The sequence below is a fragment of the Sphingomonas sp. CFBP 13733 genome (assembly GCF_014841795.1).
GTDB lineage: Bacteria > Pseudomonadota > Alphaproteobacteria > Sphingomonadales > Sphingomonadaceae > Sphingomonas > Sphingomonas aerolata.
In genome coordinates this window covers 608517-626697 of sequence record NZ_JACYUP010000001.1, presented here as the reverse complement: position 1 = coordinate 626697, position 18181 = coordinate 608517, and the positions used below count along the sequence as shown (strand labels likewise).

The 18181-nt window shown below is 67.6% G+C and carries 12 protein-coding genes; 5 read left to right on the top strand and 7 right to left on the bottom strand.

All coding sequences use genetic code 11. From position 1 onward, the window contains the following. The first annotated feature begins 1 nt into the window (after position 1). Both manD and IFT71_RS02660 read left to right on the top strand, forming a co-directional pair. Positions 2-1213, top strand: a complete 1212-nt coding sequence (gene manD, locus IFT71_RS02665; protein WP_192139008.1) for a D-mannonate dehydratase ManD — start codon at positions 2-4, stop codon at positions 1211-1213. Next, positions 1201-2502 (top strand): MFS transporter, encoded by a 1302-nt coding sequence (locus tag IFT71_RS02660; protein ID WP_342212575.1) that lies wholly within the window; start codon positions 1201-1203, stop codon positions 2500-2502. The genes manD and IFT71_RS02660 overlap by 13 nt, the downstream gene beginning before the upstream one ends. A gap of 49 nt (positions 2503-2551) precedes the next feature. Here IFT71_RS02660 and IFT71_RS02655 read toward each other — a convergent pair whose 3' ends face one another. After that, positions 2552-2968: a globin domain-containing protein gene (locus IFT71_RS02655; RefSeq protein ID WP_192139007.1), complete on the bottom strand. Its 417-nt coding sequence runs from the start codon at positions 2966-2968 to the stop codon at positions 2552-2554. Positions 2969-3305: 337 nt separating this feature from the next. Here IFT71_RS02655 and IFT71_RS02650 point away from each other — a divergent pair, with 337 nt between their 5' ends. Next, positions 3306-5084 (top strand): IlvD/Edd family dehydratase, encoded by a 1779-nt coding sequence (locus tag IFT71_RS02650; RefSeq protein WP_192139006.1) that lies wholly within the window; start codon positions 3306-3308, stop codon positions 5082-5084. A 79-nt stretch (positions 5085-5163) separates the two neighbouring features. On the opposite strand, the gene IFT71_RS02645 is transcribed toward IFT71_RS02650, so the two are convergent. The 4 genes from IFT71_RS02645 to IFT71_RS02630 are packed head-to-tail and all read right to left on the bottom strand — an operon-like array spanning position 5164 to position 9507. Beyond that, complete coding sequence (locus IFT71_RS02645; protein ID WP_192097266.1) at positions 5164-6609, bottom strand: sugar porter family MFS transporter; 1446 nt, start codon at positions 6607-6609, stop codon at positions 5164-5166. A gap of 55 nt (positions 6610-6664) precedes the next feature. Further along, a complete protein-coding gene (locus IFT71_RS02640) occupies positions 6665-7543 on the bottom strand; it encodes an SMP-30/gluconolactonase/LRE family protein (RefSeq protein WP_192139005.1) in 879 nt (292 codons plus the stop codon). A gap of 3 nt (positions 7544-7546) precedes the next feature. After that, positions 7547-8359 (bottom strand): SDR family NAD(P)-dependent oxidoreductase, encoded by an 813-nt coding sequence (locus tag IFT71_RS02635; RefSeq protein ID WP_052149092.1) that lies wholly within the window; start codon positions 8357-8359, stop codon positions 7547-7549. Then, positions 8356-9507: a fumarylacetoacetate hydrolase family protein gene (locus IFT71_RS02630; protein WP_192139004.1), complete on the bottom strand. Its 1152-nt coding sequence runs from the start codon at positions 9505-9507 to the stop codon at positions 8356-8358. Before IFT71_RS02630 ends, IFT71_RS02635 begins: the two co-directional genes overlap by 4 nt. Before the next feature lie 196 nt (positions 9508-9703). On the opposite strand from IFT71_RS02630, the gene IFT71_RS02625 reads away from it, so the two are divergent. After that, positions 9704-10039 (top strand): hypothetical protein, encoded by a 336-nt coding sequence (locus IFT71_RS02625; protein WP_107933366.1) that lies wholly within the window; start codon positions 9704-9706, stop codon positions 10037-10039. Positions 10040-10091: 52 nt separating this feature from the next. On the opposite strand, the gene IFT71_RS02620 is transcribed toward IFT71_RS02625, so the two are convergent. Then, entirely contained in the window at positions 10092-11402 is a 1311-nt protein-coding gene (locus tag IFT71_RS02620) for a metal-dependent hydrolase family protein (RefSeq protein ID WP_192139003.1), read from the bottom strand. Between the two features lie 185 nt (positions 11403-11587). Between IFT71_RS02620 and IFT71_RS02615 the strand changes: the two genes are divergently transcribed. Beyond that, on the top strand, positions 11588-14131 hold the full coding sequence (locus IFT71_RS02615; RefSeq protein ID WP_192139002.1) for a PepSY domain-containing protein: 2544 nt from the start codon (positions 11588-11590) through the stop codon (positions 14129-14131). Positions 14132-14168: 37 nt separating this feature from the next. Here the strand turns inward: IFT71_RS02615 and IFT71_RS02610 are convergent, their stop codons facing one another. Further along, the gene (locus tag IFT71_RS02610; protein ID WP_192139001.1) at positions 14169-17618 is read right to left on the bottom strand and encodes an amidohydrolase family protein; all 3450 of its coding nucleotides are present in this window, start codon (positions 17616-17618) and stop codon (positions 14169-14171) included. Positions 17619-18181: the final 563 nt, after the last annotated feature.

Sequence of the window (18181 nt, the reverse complement as noted above, 5' to 3'; positions counted from 1 at the left end):
CATGCCCAGGATCGTCAATGCCCGCGTCATCGTGACATGCCCCGGGCGCAACTTCGTGACCCTCAAGATCGAGTGCGACGACGGCACCACCGGGCTCGGCGACGCGACGCTCAACGGCCGCGAACTCAGCGTCGCGAGCTATCTCAGCGATCATGTCGTGCCCTGCCTGATCGGTCGCGACGCGCATCGGATCGAGGACGTCTGGCAGTTTCTGTACAAGGGCGCCTATTGGCGGCGTGGCCCGGTGACGATGGCGGCGATCGCCGCGGTCGACACGGCCCTGTGGGACATCAAGGGCAAGCTGGCGGGGATGCCGGTCTATCAGCTGCTGGGCGGCGCCGCGCGCGACGCGTGCATGGTCTATGCTCACGCCAATGGCACGACGATCGACGACACGATCGCAGTCGCGAAGGCCGAGCAGGCCAAGGGCTACAAGGCGATCCGGCTGCAATGCGGCGTGCCCGGACTCGCCTCGACCTATGGTGTCGCCAAGCATGGCGCGCGCTACGAACCCGCCGATGCGGATCTGCCGAGCGAGAGCGTGTGGTCGACCGAGAAATATCTGCGCGTCGTCCCCGAGCTGTTCAAGGCCGCGCGCGAGGCGATGGGCTGGGACGTCCACCTGCTCCACGATATCCATCACCGGCTGACCCCGATTGAGGCGGCGCGCCTCGGCAAGGCGCTCGAACCCTATAATCTGTTCTGGATGGAGGATCCGACGCCCGCCGAGAACCAGGAGGCGTTCAAGCTGATCCGCCACCACACGACGACGCCGATCGCGGTGGGGGAGGTGTTCAATTCGATCTGGGATGCCAAGGACCTGATCGAGCACCAGCTGATCGACTATATCCGCGCCACCGTCGTGCATGCGGGCGGTATCACGCATCTGCGCCGGATCGCCGCGCTCGCCGACCTCTATCATATCCGGACCGGGTGCCACGGCGCGACCGACCTTTCTCCCGTGGCGATGGCCGCCGCGCTGCACTTCGGGCTCTCCGTCCCCAATTTCGGGATCCAGGAGCATATGCCGCACATGGACGAGACCGACGCGGTCTTTCCCCATGCCTATCGCTTCGATACGGGCATGATGCATCCGGGGGAGGCGCCGGGCCTTGGCGTCGACATCGACGAGGCGCTGGCCGAAACCCATGACTATCGGCGCGCCTATCTTCCGGTCGCGCGGCTGGAAGACGGCACGCTGTGCAACTGGTGAGCGCCGACGGATCGAGCCCCGCCGACGTCGTAAAGCCGCGCGGCCGGGTTCGGTGGATCGTCTGCGCGCTGCTGTTCGCGGCGGTGGTGCTGAGCTATGTCGACCGGCTCGTCTTGCCGACGCTGAAGCCCGATCTGCAGCAACGCTATGGCTGGAGCGAGACGGGCTATGCCGATCTCGCCATCTGGTTCCAGGCGGCCTACGGGCTGAGCTATCTCGTCTTCGGCCGGCTGATCGACCGGCTCGGCGCGCGGATCGGGTACGCGCTCGCGGTGGCGCTGTGGACGCTCGGCCATGTCGGCCACGTCTTCTTCACCTCGACCAGCGGGATGATCCTTGCGCGGATTCCGCTCGCGCTCGGCGAGGCCGGGACCTTCCCCGCCGCGATCGCCGCGACCAACGAATGGTTTCCGCGGCGCGAGCGGGCGCTTGCGATCGGCATCTTCAACGCCGGGTCGAACGTCGGCGCGATCCTCACGCCGTTGCTGGTCCCGATCATCGCGGTGACGATGGGCTGGCGCTGGGCGTTCATCCTGACTGGGCTGCTCACGCTCGTCTGGCTGATCGTCTGGCTCGGCTTCTACCGCCGCCCCCGCGAGCATCCCCGGGTTACGGTCGAGGAGCTCGCCTATATCGAGAGCGAGCCGGTCGAACCCGGTCGGCCCGTCGCGTGGCGGACGCTGCTGCGGCAACGCCAGACCTGGGCCTATATCCTCGGGCGGTTCCTCATCGACCCGGTGTGGTGGACGTTCCTGTTCTGGCTGCCGGACTTCTTCAACCGGCAATATGGCGTGACGATGCTCGCCTTCGGCCCGCCGCTGATTGCGGTCTATCTGCTCGCCGATGTCGGGTCGGTGGGGGGCGGCTGGTTCTCGTCGCGGTTGATCGGGCGCGGCTACAGCGTCAATCGCGCGCGCAAGACCGCGATGTTCGCTTGCGCCCTGTGTGCGGTGCCGATCGCGTTCGCGACCCAGGTGCCGAGCATGTGGTGGGCGGTGCTGATGATCGGCGTGGCCTGTGCGGGGCATCAGGGGTTCTCGGCCAATCTCTATGCGCTGCCGGGCGACCTGCTGCCGCGCTGGGCGACCGGGTCGGTGGTGGGGCTGGGGGGCCTTTCGGGCGCAATCGGAGGCATGCTCATGGCGAAGTTCGCGGGTCGTATCCTTGAGACCGTCGGCAGCTATCAACCGATCTTCATCGTTGCGGCCTGTGCCTATCTCGTCGCGCTCGCCGTCATCCACCTCGTCGTGCCGCGCTATGCGCCGGTGCCCCCGGACCGCCTGGGGTGATGCCGGCGGCGCGTGCTTCGCGGCCCGTCCGCCCGCCCGACCGAACCCGCTATTCGTGCGGCTCGTGACTCGCCTCGATCATCACCTGCGCGACCAGACCATAGGCGTCCTGCCAGGCCCGGTCGGTATCAGGATCGAAGTCCGCACCGGCGAAACGCGCGACGACATGGCGCAGCGAGTCGCCGATGATGGCGTAGTGATGATCCTTGGCGCCATACGCGACATGGCGGCGGCCCAGCGCCCTCAGTTCAGGACGCATCGCCTCGAACGCGGTCAGCCCGGTGACGATCTTGGCAAGCGTCTGCATGAAGAGCCGGCCCTGGACAATGCGGTCGTTCGTGAACAGCGCACGGGATTCCGGGGCGAGCGCGAACACTCGGTCGTAGAAGATCGTCGAGGCTTCGTCCGCCGCGAACAGGATATGGACGAAGCTGTCGCGGACGAGATCGATCTGCCGCGGCGTCACCGGACGAGGTTCACCAGGATGCCGGTCGGCCGGCGTGGCCCGGGGATGGAGCGTCCGACACGCGGCTCGCCCGACGGCGATCGTGGCGATATGGCATACATGCCTGTGACCTGTCGCATTCCGGCTCTCCCGACCCGCACGATTATGTACCGGTTTCAACAGCTTCACGATCGAGCGTCAATCCGCCATGTTGCACGCGTGTTACAATCGGCGCGAACCTCAAATCGTCGTACGGCGATCCCGGTGCGGCGACTGTTTCGTCGCCAGGTGTCGCGCCGAGCTTGACTGTTCGGCAGGTAAAGGTAGCGCTATCGGATTGACTTGGAGGAGAGAAGCTTTGGATCGCGTACCGGCACGGCCGTTTCGTTCGCGCGACTGGTTCGCCGACCCCGCCCGCTCGGACATGACGGCGCTCTATCTCGAACGCTTCATGAACTACGGGCTCACCCCCGCCGAACTGCGCTGTGGCAAGCCGATCATCGGGATCGCGCAGACCGGCAGCGACCTGTCGCCCTGCAACCGCATCCATGTCGAGCTCGCCAAGCGGACGCGCGACGGGATCATCGCCGCGGGCGGGATCCCGATGGAATTCCCAACGATCCCGATCTTCGAGAATTGCCGTCGCCCGACCGCGGCGCTCGACCGCAACCTCGCCTATATGACGCTGGTCGAGACGCTGTACGGCTATCCGATCGATGCGGTCGTGCTGACCACGGGATGCGACAAGACGACCCCCGCGGGGATCATGGCGGTGTCGACCGTCGACATTCCCGCGATCGTCCTGTCGGGCGGGCCGATGCTCGACGGATGGCATGATGGCGAACTCGTCGGCTCGGGCACCGTGATCTGGCGCAGCCGGCGCAAGCTGGCCGCGGGCGAGATCGACGAGGAGGAGTTCCTGGCCCGCGCCACCGACAGCGCGCCATCGGCCGGACATTGCAACACGATGGGGACGGCCTCGACGATGAACGCCGTCGCCGAGGCGCTCGGCATGTCGCTGACCGGGTGCGCCGCGATCCCCGCGCCGTACCGCGAACGCGGCCAGATGGCGTTCGAGACCGGACGCCGGATCGTCGACATGGCCTATGAGGATCTTCGCCCGTCGAAGATCCTGACGCGCGAAGCCTTTCTGAACGCGATCCGCGTCGTCAGCGCGATCGGTGGGTCGAGCAACGCGCAGCCGCACATCATGGCGATGGCGCAGCATGCCGGAGTCGCGCTCGACATGAGCGACTGGTCGACGCACGGCTATGACGTGCCGCTGATCGTCAACATGCAGCCGGCGGGCAAGTATCTCGGCGAGCGCTTCCACCGCGCGGGCGGGGTGCCTGCGGTGATGCACGAACTGGCCGAGTCGGGACTGCTCGACACGAGCTGCCTGACGATCACCGGGCAGAGCCTGGGCGACAATCTGACGGGTCGGGTGACGCGGGACCGCGAGATGATCCGCACGCTCGACGCGCCGCTCATGGAGCATGCCGGGTTTCTGGTGCTCAAGGGCAATCTGTTCGATCATGCGATCATGAAGACGTCGGTGATCTCCGACTCCTTCCGCGCGCGCTATCTCTCGACACCGGGGGCGGAGAACCGGTTCGAGGCCCGCGCGGTCGTGTTCGACGGGTCGGACGATTATCACCACCGTATCAACGACCCCGCGCTGGGGATCGACGAGCAGTGCATCCTCGTGATCCGCGGATCCGGTCCGATCGGCTGGCCCGGATCGGCCGAGGTAGTCAACATGCAGCCGCCAGACGCTCTGATCCAGCAGGGGATCCTGACGTTGCCGACGCTGGGGGACGGTCGCCAGTCGGGCACGTCGGACAGCCCGTCGATCCTCAACGTGTCACCTGAAAGTGCGGTCGGTGGCGGGCTCGCCTGGTTGCGTGACGGGGATATGATCCGGATCGATTTGGTCGCGGGGACCTGCGACGCGCTGGTCGATGCAGACGAGATCGCCCGCCGCAAGACCGAGCCTGCGCCGCCGATCCCGCCGAGCAACTCGCCTTGGGAGGAACTGTACCGTGAAAAGACGGGGCAGCTGGCGCAGGGCGGGGTGCTGGACTTTGCGGTGAAGTATCGCGGGATTGCCGCGAAGACGCCGCGGCACAATCACTAGGCGCCGAGCGCGCCACCGATAGGCCGAAATGGGGCGGGCGGGAGGAAAACCTCCCGCCCGCCCTTTTTCATGGCCCGGCTCAGCCGGTCATGTCTTCGAGCTCGCGACCCCGGGTCTCGGTGACCGCGGCGCGGACGAAGAAGAACGAGACGAGCGCGGCGATCGCATAGCCGAGATAGGTGAAGGCCAGCCCCGGCGAGAGGACGAGCGACGGGAAGCTGACCGAGATCAGCGCGTTGGCGATCCACTGCGCGAACCCCGCGACGGCGAGCGCCGAGCCGCGGATCTGCGTCGGGAACATCTCGCCCAGCATCACCCACATCACCGGCCCCCAACTGACGTTGAAGAAGATCACGTAGAGATTGGCGGCGACGAGGGCGATCAGCCCCGTATTGCCGGGCAGCGTGACGCCGACGCCCGAGGCGGCGGGCACGGCGTTCGAGAAGGCCCAGGCAACGATACCGAGCGTGACCGTCATGCCGGCCGACCCGACCAGCAGCAGCGGCTTGCGCCCGATCCGGTCGATCAGCGCGATCGTCAGGAGGCAGGCACCGATCGACAGGACGCCCGACAGGATGTTGATCTGGAGCGCATTGTCCTCGGTGAAGCCGACCGCTTCCCAAAGCGTCGCGCCGTAATAGAACACGACGTTGATGCCGACGAGCTGCTGGAACACCGCCAGGCCGATACCCGCCCAGAGGATCGGGCGGATCTTGCCGGTGGTCTTGTCGACCAGATCGGACAGCCGCGGCTTGTGGTGATCGACCGCGAGCGACGAGCGGATCTCGGCCACCTTGCGGCGGGCCTCGGCCGCGCCGAACAGGCGGGTCAGCACCACTTCGGCCTTTGCGTCATGACCCTTCACGACGAGATAGCGCGGGCTTTCCGGGATGAAGAACAGCGCGACGAAATAAATCGTCGCGGGGATCACCTGGAGCCAGAACATCCAGCGCCAGGCCTGATACCCGAGCCAGAACTCGGCGGTCGAGCCGCCGGCGAAACGGGCGAGCGCGAAATTCGCGACGAACGCGCCGGTCAGGCCCGAGATGATCATGACCTGCTGGATGCTGGTCAGTCGACCGCGGATATTGGCCGGTGCGACTTCCGAGATATAGACCGGCGAGGTGACGCTGGCGGCGCCGACGCCGAACCCGCCGATGATCCGCGCGATGATGAACAGCAGCGACGAATTCGCCGCCCCCGCTGCGAGAGCACTGACGATGAACAGGATTGCGGCCAGCATCATCGTGTTGCGACGGCCGATCACGTCGGACAGCCGGCCCGCCGCGAATGCGCCGACCGACGATCCGACCAGGATCGCGCCGACGTTGATGCCGATGCCCAGTCTGCCGAGGTCGAACGCCGCCTCGATCCCCTTTTGCGTGCCGTTGATCACGCCCGAATCATATCCGAACATGAAGCCCCCGATCGTCGCCACCGCGACGATGAGGGCGATCAGCGCGCTGTTGACGCCCCCCGTATCGGTGGGTGAGCCCGTGGCCCTGGCTGTAGCCGTGCCGTTCATTAGTGACGTCCTTCCTGATGGTGCACGCTCTGTTGGCGTGTTCAAGGTCTAGAGATTAAAGGTCCAAGCTGACCGGCATGACGGGAATGCCGCCAATGTCGGTCCGGAACGTGAAGATGTCGCCCGCGAGCGGTTGCGAGGCGAGGCGCTCCGCTGACAGTCCCTGTCGGGCGGTCGTCGCAAAGGCGGTGCGACCATCGTCCCCGCCCAGCGCGATCTTGGTGACGTTCGAGACGGGAAAGCGCACTTCGTCGGTCATCGTGCCATCGGGCGAGAACCGTCGTGCCGCCCAGCCGCCGTAGAAACCGACCCACACACCACCGCCGGCGTCGCAGATCGCTCCGTCGGGATAACCCTTGCTCGCGTCGAACTTTAGGAAGGGGCGACCCGCGCCGATCGTGCCGTCGAGACCGATCGGGTGCGCGGCGATCGACAGGCCCAGCGTATCGACCAGATAGGCGGTGCGCCCGTCGGGCGAGATGGCGGGGCCGTTGGTGATGACGACGGCCGGTACGGCAGTCATGCTGACGGCGCCGCGGTGCCACTGGTAGATATGCCCGGTCGGGTGGACTTCCTTGTTGTCCATCGACCCGAACCAGATCCTGCCGGCGGGATCGACCGCTGCGTCGTTGAGGCGATTGTCGGGCAGGTCCGCCTCGATGCCGTTCATCAGCGTGAAGCTGCCGTCGCGCGGATCGAAGCGGTGGAGGCCCTTGGCGAGCCCGGCGACCCATAGGCCGTCCTGTGCGGGAAGGATCCAGCCGACATGCGATGGCGCGTCGAAGCGATCGAGCGCATGCGACACGGGATCATATCGATAGACGCAGGGCGCCTTGATATCGACGAACCACAGCGCCTTGTCGCGCGCCGACCAGACCGGTCCTTCACCGAGCTCGGCGCCGACCGAGGCGAGCAGGCGGGCTTCGCTATCCATGGCTCAGCGCCAGCCCGCATCGATGAAATAATCATGTCCCGTGCACATCCGCGCATCGTCCGACGCGAGGAACAGCACGAGCGCGGCGACGTCGATCGGCTGGATCCGGCCATCGAGGCACTGGGCGGCGACGATCTCCGCCTCCCCCTCGGGCGTGTACCATTTCTCCTGGCGCGGCGTCTGGACATTGCCCGGGACGATCGTGTTGACGCGGATGCCGTCGCGGCCGAGGTCGCGTGCGAGGCCGCGCGTCAGGCCCTCGATCGCTGCCTTGCACGTCTGGTACAGGACCAGATCGGGCAGCGCGAGATGCCAGCTGATCGACCCGAAGTTGAGAATCGTGCCGCCGCCGGCTCGCTTCATCGCAGGGACGACGGCCTGGGCTGCGAAGAACTGGTGTCGCAGATTGACGTTCAGCCGCTCGTCCCAATAAGCGGGCGTGACCTCGTCGACGCCGTGCCGGTCGTCATTGCCCGCATTGTTGATCAGGATGTCGATCCCGCCGAGCGCCTGCTCGAGCGCGCCGAACACCGTCTTCAGCTGATCGATGTCGGTCAGGTCGCAGCGATGATAGATCGGCGCATGGGCCGCATCGACCGCGAGGCGCTCGAGCAGTGCCTGGCTGGGTTCGTCGGCGACGTCGACGAACGCGACGCGCGCACCCTGGGCAACGAACGCCTCGACCAGACCCGCGCCGATGCCCGAGCCCCCGCCGGTCACGAGGACCCGCTTGCCGGCGAGACTGGGATAGATGGCGCGGCCTTCACCGGCGCTGGTCTGCTGCAACACGGGAGTCTCCGTCTGATCGTAGGTCATGCGTCGAGAAGGTTGCGGCGCGCGAGATTGGCCATCAGTCCGCCGATGCCCAGCGTCCATGCGGGCGCATCGCGCGAGGTGGTGACACGGTTCACCAAAGCGCCGAGCTTCGGGTTCGAGATGGTGACGACGTCGCCCATCTTGTGCGTGAAGCCGCGGCCGGGTTCGTCGCGGTCCTTGGTGGGGGCGAACAGCGTGCCGAGGAACAGGACGAAGCCGTCCGGATAATGATGCTCGCTCATCGCCTGCGTGACGAGATCGGTCGGGTCGCGGCTGATCTCGCGCATCGAGCTATGCCCGTCGAGCACATAGCCGTCCTCGCCCTCGATCTTGAGCGTCACGTCGCTCGCGCGGACGTCGTCGAGCGAGAAGCCGTCGTCGAACAGGCGGATGAACGGCCCGATCGAGCAGGACGCGTTATTATCCTTGGCCTTGCTCAGCAGCAGGGCGGAACGGCCCTCGAAATCGCGCAGGTTGACGTCGTTACCGAGCGTCGCGCCGACGATCGCGCCGTCTGCATCGACCAGCAGCACGACTTCGGGTTCGGGGTTGTTCCACGTCGAATCGGACCGGATCCCGATCGGGCCACCCCAGCCGACGGTCGAGAGCGTCGGGCTCTTGGTGAAGATCTCCGCATCGGGGCCGATCGCGACCTCGAGATACTGCGACCACATCCCGTCCTCGATCAGCGCCGCCTTGAGCGCCGCCGCCTCGGCGGAGCCCGGCACGACCGAACGGACGCTGCCGCCGATCCGGGCCTCGAGCCGGCCGCGCACTTCGACGGCCTTGGAGGCATCGCCCCGGGCACGCTCCTCGATGACGCGCTCGATCGCGGACACCGCGAACGTCACGCCGGCGGCCTTGACGCATTGCAGGTCGATCGGGCTCAGCAGGCGCGCATGCGCATCGACCGCCGCGGACAGGTCGAGCGATTCGAGCGTGCCCAGCGACTGGCCGGCTGCCGTGTCGAACGTGCCGCCCGCGACGAGCGCGGACACGGTTGGTGCGACGCGGGACATGTCGAAGACTTCACCGCGGCTTACCAATATCGGCGTGGGACCTTCGCCGAGATCGACCCGGCCAAGCAGCAGCGCGTTGCGCCAGTCCGCAGGCAACGCCGACAGGACCGGCGCGGCGATATGCGACATCAATTTCCCTCTCCACTCATGTTACCGCTATCGTATAGGCCATTGCCCGATCGTCAAGAGACGCGGACGAGATTGATCGTACAATAGGCTGCCCCGCTTCGGGACGAGCGGCGTGCCGTGGCCAGCGAGCGACGGACTTGTCCTGTTGAGACGCGATCGCGCTTGCCATTCGCGGGCCCGTGCCTACCGTGAGGATATGGAAAATATCGCATCGCCGCTCGATCTGCTCACCTCGCTCAAGATCGCCTTTGTCGAGCGTGACGAGGCAGCAGACGCCTTTGACGTGTTCAAGCAGGACGCGATCATGGCGCATGAACCGTCGCCCGCCGACGCACCGGCGATCAGCAGCGACGACGCCGCCGATGCTGCAGCGGGTGAGGTCGATGCGTTCGATGCGGAGGTCCGTGGGCTGCTGGCCGCGGCTTCGGATGCCGATGTAATTGCCGCCTATCGCGCGACGGAGGGCGAGGTCGGCGACCCCGCCGCCGAAGCGCTGCTCGGCGAGATCCGGCGGCGTCAACTGACCGCCTGACCCGCTACGGCGGCGGCGCGCTCGACTTGCAGGGGCCGCCGCGGCGTGACGGTCACTTCGCCGCGACCGCCTTCGCCACGACCCCGCGGTGCATGACGAAATCGACGTGCGTGAGTTGGCTGACGTCCTCGAGTGGGGACCCCCGCACCGCGATGATGTCCGCAGTCTTGCCGGGCGCGAGCGTGCCAATATCGTCCCGCCCGAGCAGATCCGCCGCGCCGCTCGTGGCGGCAGCGATGGCTTGTGCGGGAGTAAGGCCGTTCCGAACAAGCAGCGCGAATTCGGTCGCATTGTCGCCGTGCTTCGACACGCCGGTATCCGTCCCGAAGGCGACCTTGACGCCGGCCGCATAGGCACGGCGATGGCTGGCGGCCATGGCCGCCGCGGCGGACTCCGCCTTGACGATGGTGGCCGCGGGCAAGGCGCCGCCGCGTGCCTGCGCCAGTGCCGCGACGGGGGCGATCTCGGTCGGTACCAGATAGGCGCCCCTGGTCTTGAAGAGGCGGATGGTCCCGTCGTCGAGAAACGTGCCGTGTTCGATAGAATCGACCCCCGCCTCGAGCGCAGCGCGGGTTCCCTCGGTCGCGTGGCTGTGCGCGGCGACCTTGCGGCCGAGCATGTGCGCGGTGTCGATGATCGCGCGCATCTCGTCCGGGGTCATCGCCCGGCCAAGGCCGCCGCTGACGTTCGACAGCACGCCGCCGGTCGCCGCGAACTTGATGACGCGGGCACCGAGTGCGACCTGTGCCCGGACCGCGCGGCGGCAGTCATCGGGCCCGTTGCAGACATTGACCTCGCGACCATGCACCATATCGGCGAATTCCTCGGCGAGGCCGTTGCCGCCATCGCCATGCCCGCCGGTGACGGAGATCATCTCGCCGGCATTGGTGATGCTCGGCCCTTCGATCGCGCCTGCATCGATCGCGTCACGCAAAGCACGGATACCGCGCGGATCGCCGCCAAGATCGCGGACCGAGGTGAACCCTGCGGCGAGCGTCTGCCGTGCATTGGCGACCGCGGTCATCTCGTCATCGAACCGGTCGCGGGTCATCGCCTCGAGCCGTGCGCGCATCGGGTCGCCGCCGATGCCCCACAGATGGACATGCATGTCGACCATGCCCGGCATCACGAACGCGGTGCGCAAGTCGACGAGTGTCGCGCCCGCCTCCGGCGCCACGAATCCGTCACGCAGCGCGACGATCTTGCCGTCGCGGACGATGATCGTGGTCGCGCCGCGCGGCGCCTGGCCCGGACGATCGAGCAGTGTGCCCGCCTGGATATAGGTCACAGCTGGTGGCGCCGTTTGTGCGTTGGCCGGCATCGCGGTCGCCGCAGCCAGCGCGACCAGTATCGCGGTCTTCATGTGTCTCTCCCCTTTGGTGCATGCTTGCCGATCCGCGACGTCCGGGCAAGCGTCGATGCGTGAGGACGACCGTCCGCCAACACCCGCTCAAAGCTGCACTTGAGAACCAATAGCAATACGTGATAGTACGGAATCCGTGATCTGGGGGGCTGAAGGCAGATGATGATCGTTCGAGACTGCGCGCAATGACGCTGCGCCGCGTGCTGTTCCAGATGCACTGGTTTCTGGGGATTACCGCGGGTTTCGTGCTCGCACTGATGGGCGTGACCGGCGCCGCGATGGCGTTCGAGGACGAGATCATGGCGGCGCTCAGCCCGGGCGTGGTGACCCTCGCACCGCTGCCAAGTGGGGCGGGCGATGCGGCAAGGCTGTCACCTGATGCTCTGGTCCGGGCCGCATCCGCGCAGCGCGGGGGCAAGCGGGTGCAGGATCTGACGATCGCGCGCGATCCCACGCTCGCAGCGCAGGTTCGCTTCGCCGCGAAGAAGGGACAGCGCGGTGGCGAGCGCAGCTATATCGACCCGCGGACCGGCCGGTTGCTCGGCACCGCCACCGGCGCGGGGGTGTTCCGCACGATCGAGAACCTCCACCGCTGGCTCGCGCTGCCGGGCGGACGCAACGGCATCGGCAGCCAGCTGACCGGTCTGTCCGCGCTCGCGCTCGTCTTCTTCGCGCTGTCGGGGCTGTATCTGCGCTGGCCGCGCCACCCGCTCGACTGGCGGGCGTGGTTCGTGCTCGATCTGCGCAAGACCGGGCGCAACCTGTACCGTGCGCTTCATGCGGTGATCGGCGGCTGGGTGCTCGTCTTCTACCTGCTGAGTGCGGCGACCGGCCTCTGGTGGTCCTATGACTGGTATCAGCGGGGTGCGCGGTACATGCTGACCGGTACGACCGAACGCCCGGAACGCGGCGGGCGTGAAGGGCGCGCGCCGGGTGGTCGTCGCGGCGACCGGGGTGAGGTGGCGGAAGAGTCGCGATCGATCGCCCCGGCCTGGGCGGGGTTCCAGCGTAGCGAGGGTTCGCGTTTCGACCGGGTGACGATCACGGTCCCGCAGGGCGCGGCGCCAGTGACGATGCGGATGGTGCCGATCGGCGCGCGGTCCGACCGGATGACCGACGAACTCCGCTTCGACGCGCGGAGCGGCGCGCTGACCAAGGCGGAGCGCTATGCCGAGCGCGGCGTCGGCGAGACGATCGCAACCAGCATCTATCCGCTCCACACGGGGGCATTCTTCGGTCTGCCCGGACGAATCGCGCTGTTCCTGACGAGCTTGACGATGCCGCTGTTCACGGTCACCGGCCTGCTGCTGTATCTCGGCCGCCGGCGGACCAAGCGGGCGCTGGCGGCGGTCGCGGTTCCTGCCTCGGCCGACAACGGGGGGGCGGACCGACCCGGCGTGCTGGTCGTCCACGCGTCGCAGACCGGCACTGCCGAGCGTCTCGCACGCCTCAGCGCTGCGGCGTTCCCGGATGCTGCGATCCAGCCGCTGGCGACGGTTTCGCCGGCCGATCTGCGCGATGCCGGCACCGTCCTGTTCGTCGTGGCCACCTATGGCGAGGGCGATGCGCCCGACACCGTCCGGGCGTTCGAGCGCCGCGTCATGGCCGCGCCGGCCGATCTCCACGGTGTCCGCTACGCGGTACTGGCGCTGGGCGACCGCGAATATCCCGATTATTGCGCCTTTGGTCAGCGCGTCGACGCGTGGCTGCATGCGAGTGGGGCGCAGCGCCTGTTCGACCGGATCGAGCTCGATGCGGCCGATGCGGACGGCGAACGCCAGTGGCAGCAACAGCTTCACGCGATCGGCGCGGATCCGGCGCAGCCCGACTGGCAGCCGGCGGCCTATGCCGCCTGGCCGCTGGTCGCACGGACATGGCTCAATCCCGACAGCCCGGGCGCGCCGATGTACCGGGTCGAACTCGGCATTCCCGCGGGCACGCGCTGGGCACCGGGTGCGATCGCCGAGATCGAGCCGCGTCACGATCCGGCCCGCGTCGCGCGGTTCCTGGCCGGTTGCGGGATCGTCGACGACGGCCGGGTCGCGGCGGGACTCGCCAAGGCTACGCTGCCCGATCCCGCGACGTTCGATGCCGGGGGGCGGGATCCGTTGGCGCTACCGCCGCTTGCGCACCGCGAATATTCGGTCGGGTCGCTGCCGGAGTCGGGCCGCGTCGAGCTGCTCGTGCGGCAATGTCCCGCAGCCGATGGCGGGCTCGGAATCGGCTCGGGGTGGCTTACGGAAGTGGCGTCGATCGGTGATCCTATCGCGGTGCGCCTTCGCGCCAATCCGGGGTTTGCGACACCGTCGGACCCGGCGACCCCGCTCGTGCTGATCGGCAACGGGACGGGCCTCGCCGGGTTGATGGCGCATCTGCGCGAGCGGGCGCGGACCGGCGGCGCGCCCGCCTGGCTGATCTATGGCGAGCGCAGCAGCGCATACGACCGTCCGCTCGCCGCCGAACTCGATGCGCTGCATGCCGCGGGTACACTCGAGCGGATCGACCGCGCCTTCTCGCGCGATGCGGGCTGCGGGCGCTATGTCCAGGCGCTGGTCGCGGAACAGGCCGACCGGATGCTCGACTGGGCGGACCGGGGGGCGGCGATCTATGTCTGCGGCAGTCTGGTCGGGATGGCGGGCGCGGTCGATGCCGAACTCCGGATCATCCTCGGCGACGACCGGGTCGAGGCGATGAGCGAGGCCGGGCTGTACCGCCGCGACATCTACTGATCGCCGTCGACCTCAGCGCCGGTTCCGATCGGGGATGTCAGTCGACATCCCCGTGTCCGTGGCCGACGGTGATGCGTGCGCCGGTATCGGCGCCCGCACTGCCGCTCTCCCACCAATAGGCCTGGCGCTTGCGCGTGCCGGTGACCGTCTCGTTCAGCGTCGCGGCATCATAAAGGCGGCCGCCGAGCATCACCTGCGCGACCTTGTCGCTGTTGCGGATGTCGCTTGTCGGGTCGGCGGTCAGCACGACCAGATCGGCGAGCTTGCCGGGTTCGAGCGAACCGACGTCCTTGGCGTATCCCAGAGATCGTGCTGATTCGATCGTACCCGCACGCAGCGCCTCGATTGGGGTGAACCCGCCCCGGACGAAGCTCCATAGTTCCCAATGTGCGCCAAGCCCCGGCTGCTGGCCGTGCGCGCCGATGGCGACGGGCACGCCCTTGACCGCGAGCTTGCGCGCCTCGCGCGCGGTCGCGCCATCGACATAATCCTCCTCGGGCGCGATCTCGCGCCGCGCATTCTGCGCCGCGAGCAGTGCCGGCGGCGCATGGCGGGCGAGCAGCGGATGCCGCCACACGTCGCTGTGCGCGCGCCAATAGGGATCGCCCGCCGGCCCACCATAGGCGACCACGAGCGTCGGCGTGTAGCCGACCGTCGTCTGCGACCAGAGATCGACCACATCGGCGTAGAAATGCTCAAGCGGGACGTTGTGCTCGACCGTGGAATTGCCGTCCTGCACCAGGCTCATGTCGAGCGTGTAGAGCGAGCCGCCCTCGGGCACGACCTCCATGCCCTCTGCCTGCGCTGCCGCCACGACCATCTGGCGCTGCTCGCGGCGTGGCTGATTGTAGTTCTTCACGCTGCGCGCACCCTGCGCCTTGAGGCGGCGGACGACGGCGAGCGCGTCCTCATAGGTGTCGATCTGCGCATAGACGTCGGGTGCCTTGGCGCCATAGACGATCTCGCCGGTCGAGAAGGTGCGCGGTGCGAGCAGCATGCCGGCCTGCTGCATCTCGGCCGCCGGGAAGATTTCGGCGGAACGCGACGACGGATCGTGGATCGTCGTGGTGCCGAGCGCGAGGTTCGCCATCGCCGACCAGTTCTGCTGCGGCACGATCTCGTCCTCGCCCTGCGGACCGTGCGCATGCGCGTCGACCAGCCCGGGTATGACCGTCTTGCCCGCCAGGTCGACGGTCTTCGCGCCTGCGGGAATGGCGACCGTGCCGCGTGGCCCGACCGCGACGATGCGGTCGCCGCGGATCAGGATCGTGGCGTCGTCGATGATCCCGCCATCGGCCTTCGCCATCGTCACGACGCGTGCGCCGGTCAGCGCCACCGTCGCGTCAGGCTTGGCGGCGGCGATGTCCATCGACAGCGAGGTGCCGGTGCGCGGCGCGACGAACTTCGGCGCGTCCTCACCCTTCGGCGTCGGCACCGCGCGGAAGAGCGCCGCGGTCTCGGCCGTGAAGAACGTCGGGCCCGCGCTCCAGTGGATCTGCCGGCCGTCGTTCGACCAGTTGATGAAGTCCGCGCCGTCCCCACTGACGCGGGTGACGGGCAGGGGGCCGCCCTTGGCATCGGTCTCGACCGCTTGGCGTCCCGGCATCAGCGGCATCACGAACGCCTCGTAATTCTGGCGGAAGGCGACGTAATCGCCCTGTGGTGAGATCTGATAGTCATTGACCAGCTCGCCCGAGGCATGGACGCGGCGGTCCTGTCCGTTGAGGTCGGTGCTGATCAGCTGGCGCTTGTCCTTCTCGGTCGCCATCAGGAAGACGCGGTCGTTCGCGGCGCCGAATTGCGGGCCGCTCGCCTCCTTGGCAATCCGCACCGGCGCACCGCCGCTGGCGGCGACGCGGTAGGCCCCGGCGTCGGGATTGCCCCGCGCCGCGGTCAGCCCGCCGCCGGGGCCCTGTTCGAACACGATCGTGCGCGCGTCGGGTGAAAAGCGCGGGCGGCGATAATGGCCGGCGACGGTCGTGACGGTGCGGGGCGAGCCGCCGCCTGCCGCGATCGTCCGGATCTGGCCGAGCCCCGTGTCCGTCCAGCCGACGAACACGATCTGGCGGCCGTCGCGCGACCAGCTCGGGAACAGTTCGAATTCGTCCGCGCCGCGCGTCAGCCGCGTCGCGGTGCCACCCGCAACGGGCTTGGTCCACAGCTTGCCGAGCGTCTCGAACACCACGGTGCGGCCATCGGGCGAGACGCTTGCCCAGCGCGGCATCTTCGTCGCGAACCGGTCGGGCGCCACCGCGATCTGCGGATGGACCGCGTCTACGATCACGCGCGTATCGTCGATGCGGAACGGGATCACCGCCGCGCCCGAGCCGTCGGGCGCCACCCGGCGCAGCTTGCCCCCCGCCCAGAAGACGATCGCCGTGTCGCCCGGCGTCCAGGCCATGTCGGGATAGACCCCGGTAACGGCCCAGGTTTCCTGCACGTCGCGGTCGAGCGGGCCATAGATCATGCGTTCGACCCCGGTCGCGAAGTCCTTCACCCATAATTTGGTGACGTTGTTCTCGCGCCGGACAAAGGCAATCTGCTTGCCGTCGCGCGACGGTGTCGGCCGGACCGAGCCGCCGACCCCCGATACCGCGGTGCTGACCTCGCCGCTGTCGACGTCATAGCGTTCGATATCGAACAGGTCGGTGCGCGAATTCTGCGCATATTCAAAGATCGGACCGGGCGAGATGTTGCGCGTGTAGAAGATGCTCTTGCCGTCGGGCGCGTAGATCGGCTCGCCCAGTTCCTTCTGCAGCACCTCGCTCGCGCGCTTGACGAGCTGGACGCCGCCGCCACCCGAGACGTGATAAAGCCAGATCTCGCCCGTGCCGAGCGAGCGGCCCGTTGTGAAATGCTTCTTGGCGGCGATGAACCGGCCGTCCGGGCTCCAGCTCGGCTGGTTGAGCAGGCGGAAATCCTCGTTCGTCACCTGGCGCTTGTCGCTGCCGTCGACGTTCATCACCCAGATATTGTCGCCGCCGCCGCGGTCCGACGTGAAGGCGATGCGGCGGCCGTCGGGCGAGAAGCGCGGCTGATGCTCGAACGCCAGCCCCTCGGCGATGCGTCGCGGCGTGCCGCCCGTGATCGGCATGGTGTAGAGGTCACCGAGCAGGTCGAAGGCGATGAGCCGGCCGTCGGGCGAGACGTCGACGTTCATCCAGCTGCCCTCGTCCACATGCAGGGCGACCTCGCGCGTCTTCAGTCCACGCGGCTGCATGACGTCCCAGACCGGCGGCTTGGCGGACGATTTCGATGTGGCAGCCGACGCATTGGCGGGCACGGCGGCAGTGACCGGGGCTGCGGCGACGGGCTGGGGCGACGGATTGGCGTCGGCGCGGGTCGTCACGGGGGTAGGCGCCGTCGCCTGATCCTCGGGCGCCTGGGTCCGTTCGACGGGCTTGGCGGCCGGTGGCGGCGTGGTCTGTGCGGACAATTCGGTGGCGACGAGGCAGAGTGCGATAGCGGTCAGTGCGCGGTGCTTCATGGTGTAGAGATCCCCCCTTGTGCGGCAGGGTCTAACCGATTGACCGCGATCGTCACTCGCAAATTTCTTTTATCGGGTCGCTTCTCGTCCTGTTGCCGCCGCTCCGCTTTGTACCGGTCTTGGACGTGATCTTCGCCGGTCGCGAGTGGATGGAAGGCGAGAGCACGTCACGCCGGGTCTAGAGCGTCGCGTCGCAAGCAAGTTTCTCCGCCTTGCTTGCGCTTTGGATGCGTTGACCGACGACCGATAGCAATGACCCCAGCGGATACAGTTCCTTGGCGGACGGACTCGCAACCGATGCGGAATGGTGCGGCCTGAAGAACGCAAAGTCCTGTCATTGATACCGATTGAGACCGTTACGACACAAAATCCATACCGCGTGTCATTTCCGAAATTATTGGTATTGTTTTGATATTTGGGACGTGACAGCATGTGCCTGTCCGAGGGTCCGGATGGTAATGCCGAACAAGGTCAGCAAGGTCACGGGGCGACAGATCCCGATGAAAGCGCGTCCTGTTGTTCATCGAACGCTTCCGAACAGGGTCGGCGGCAATCGATACGAT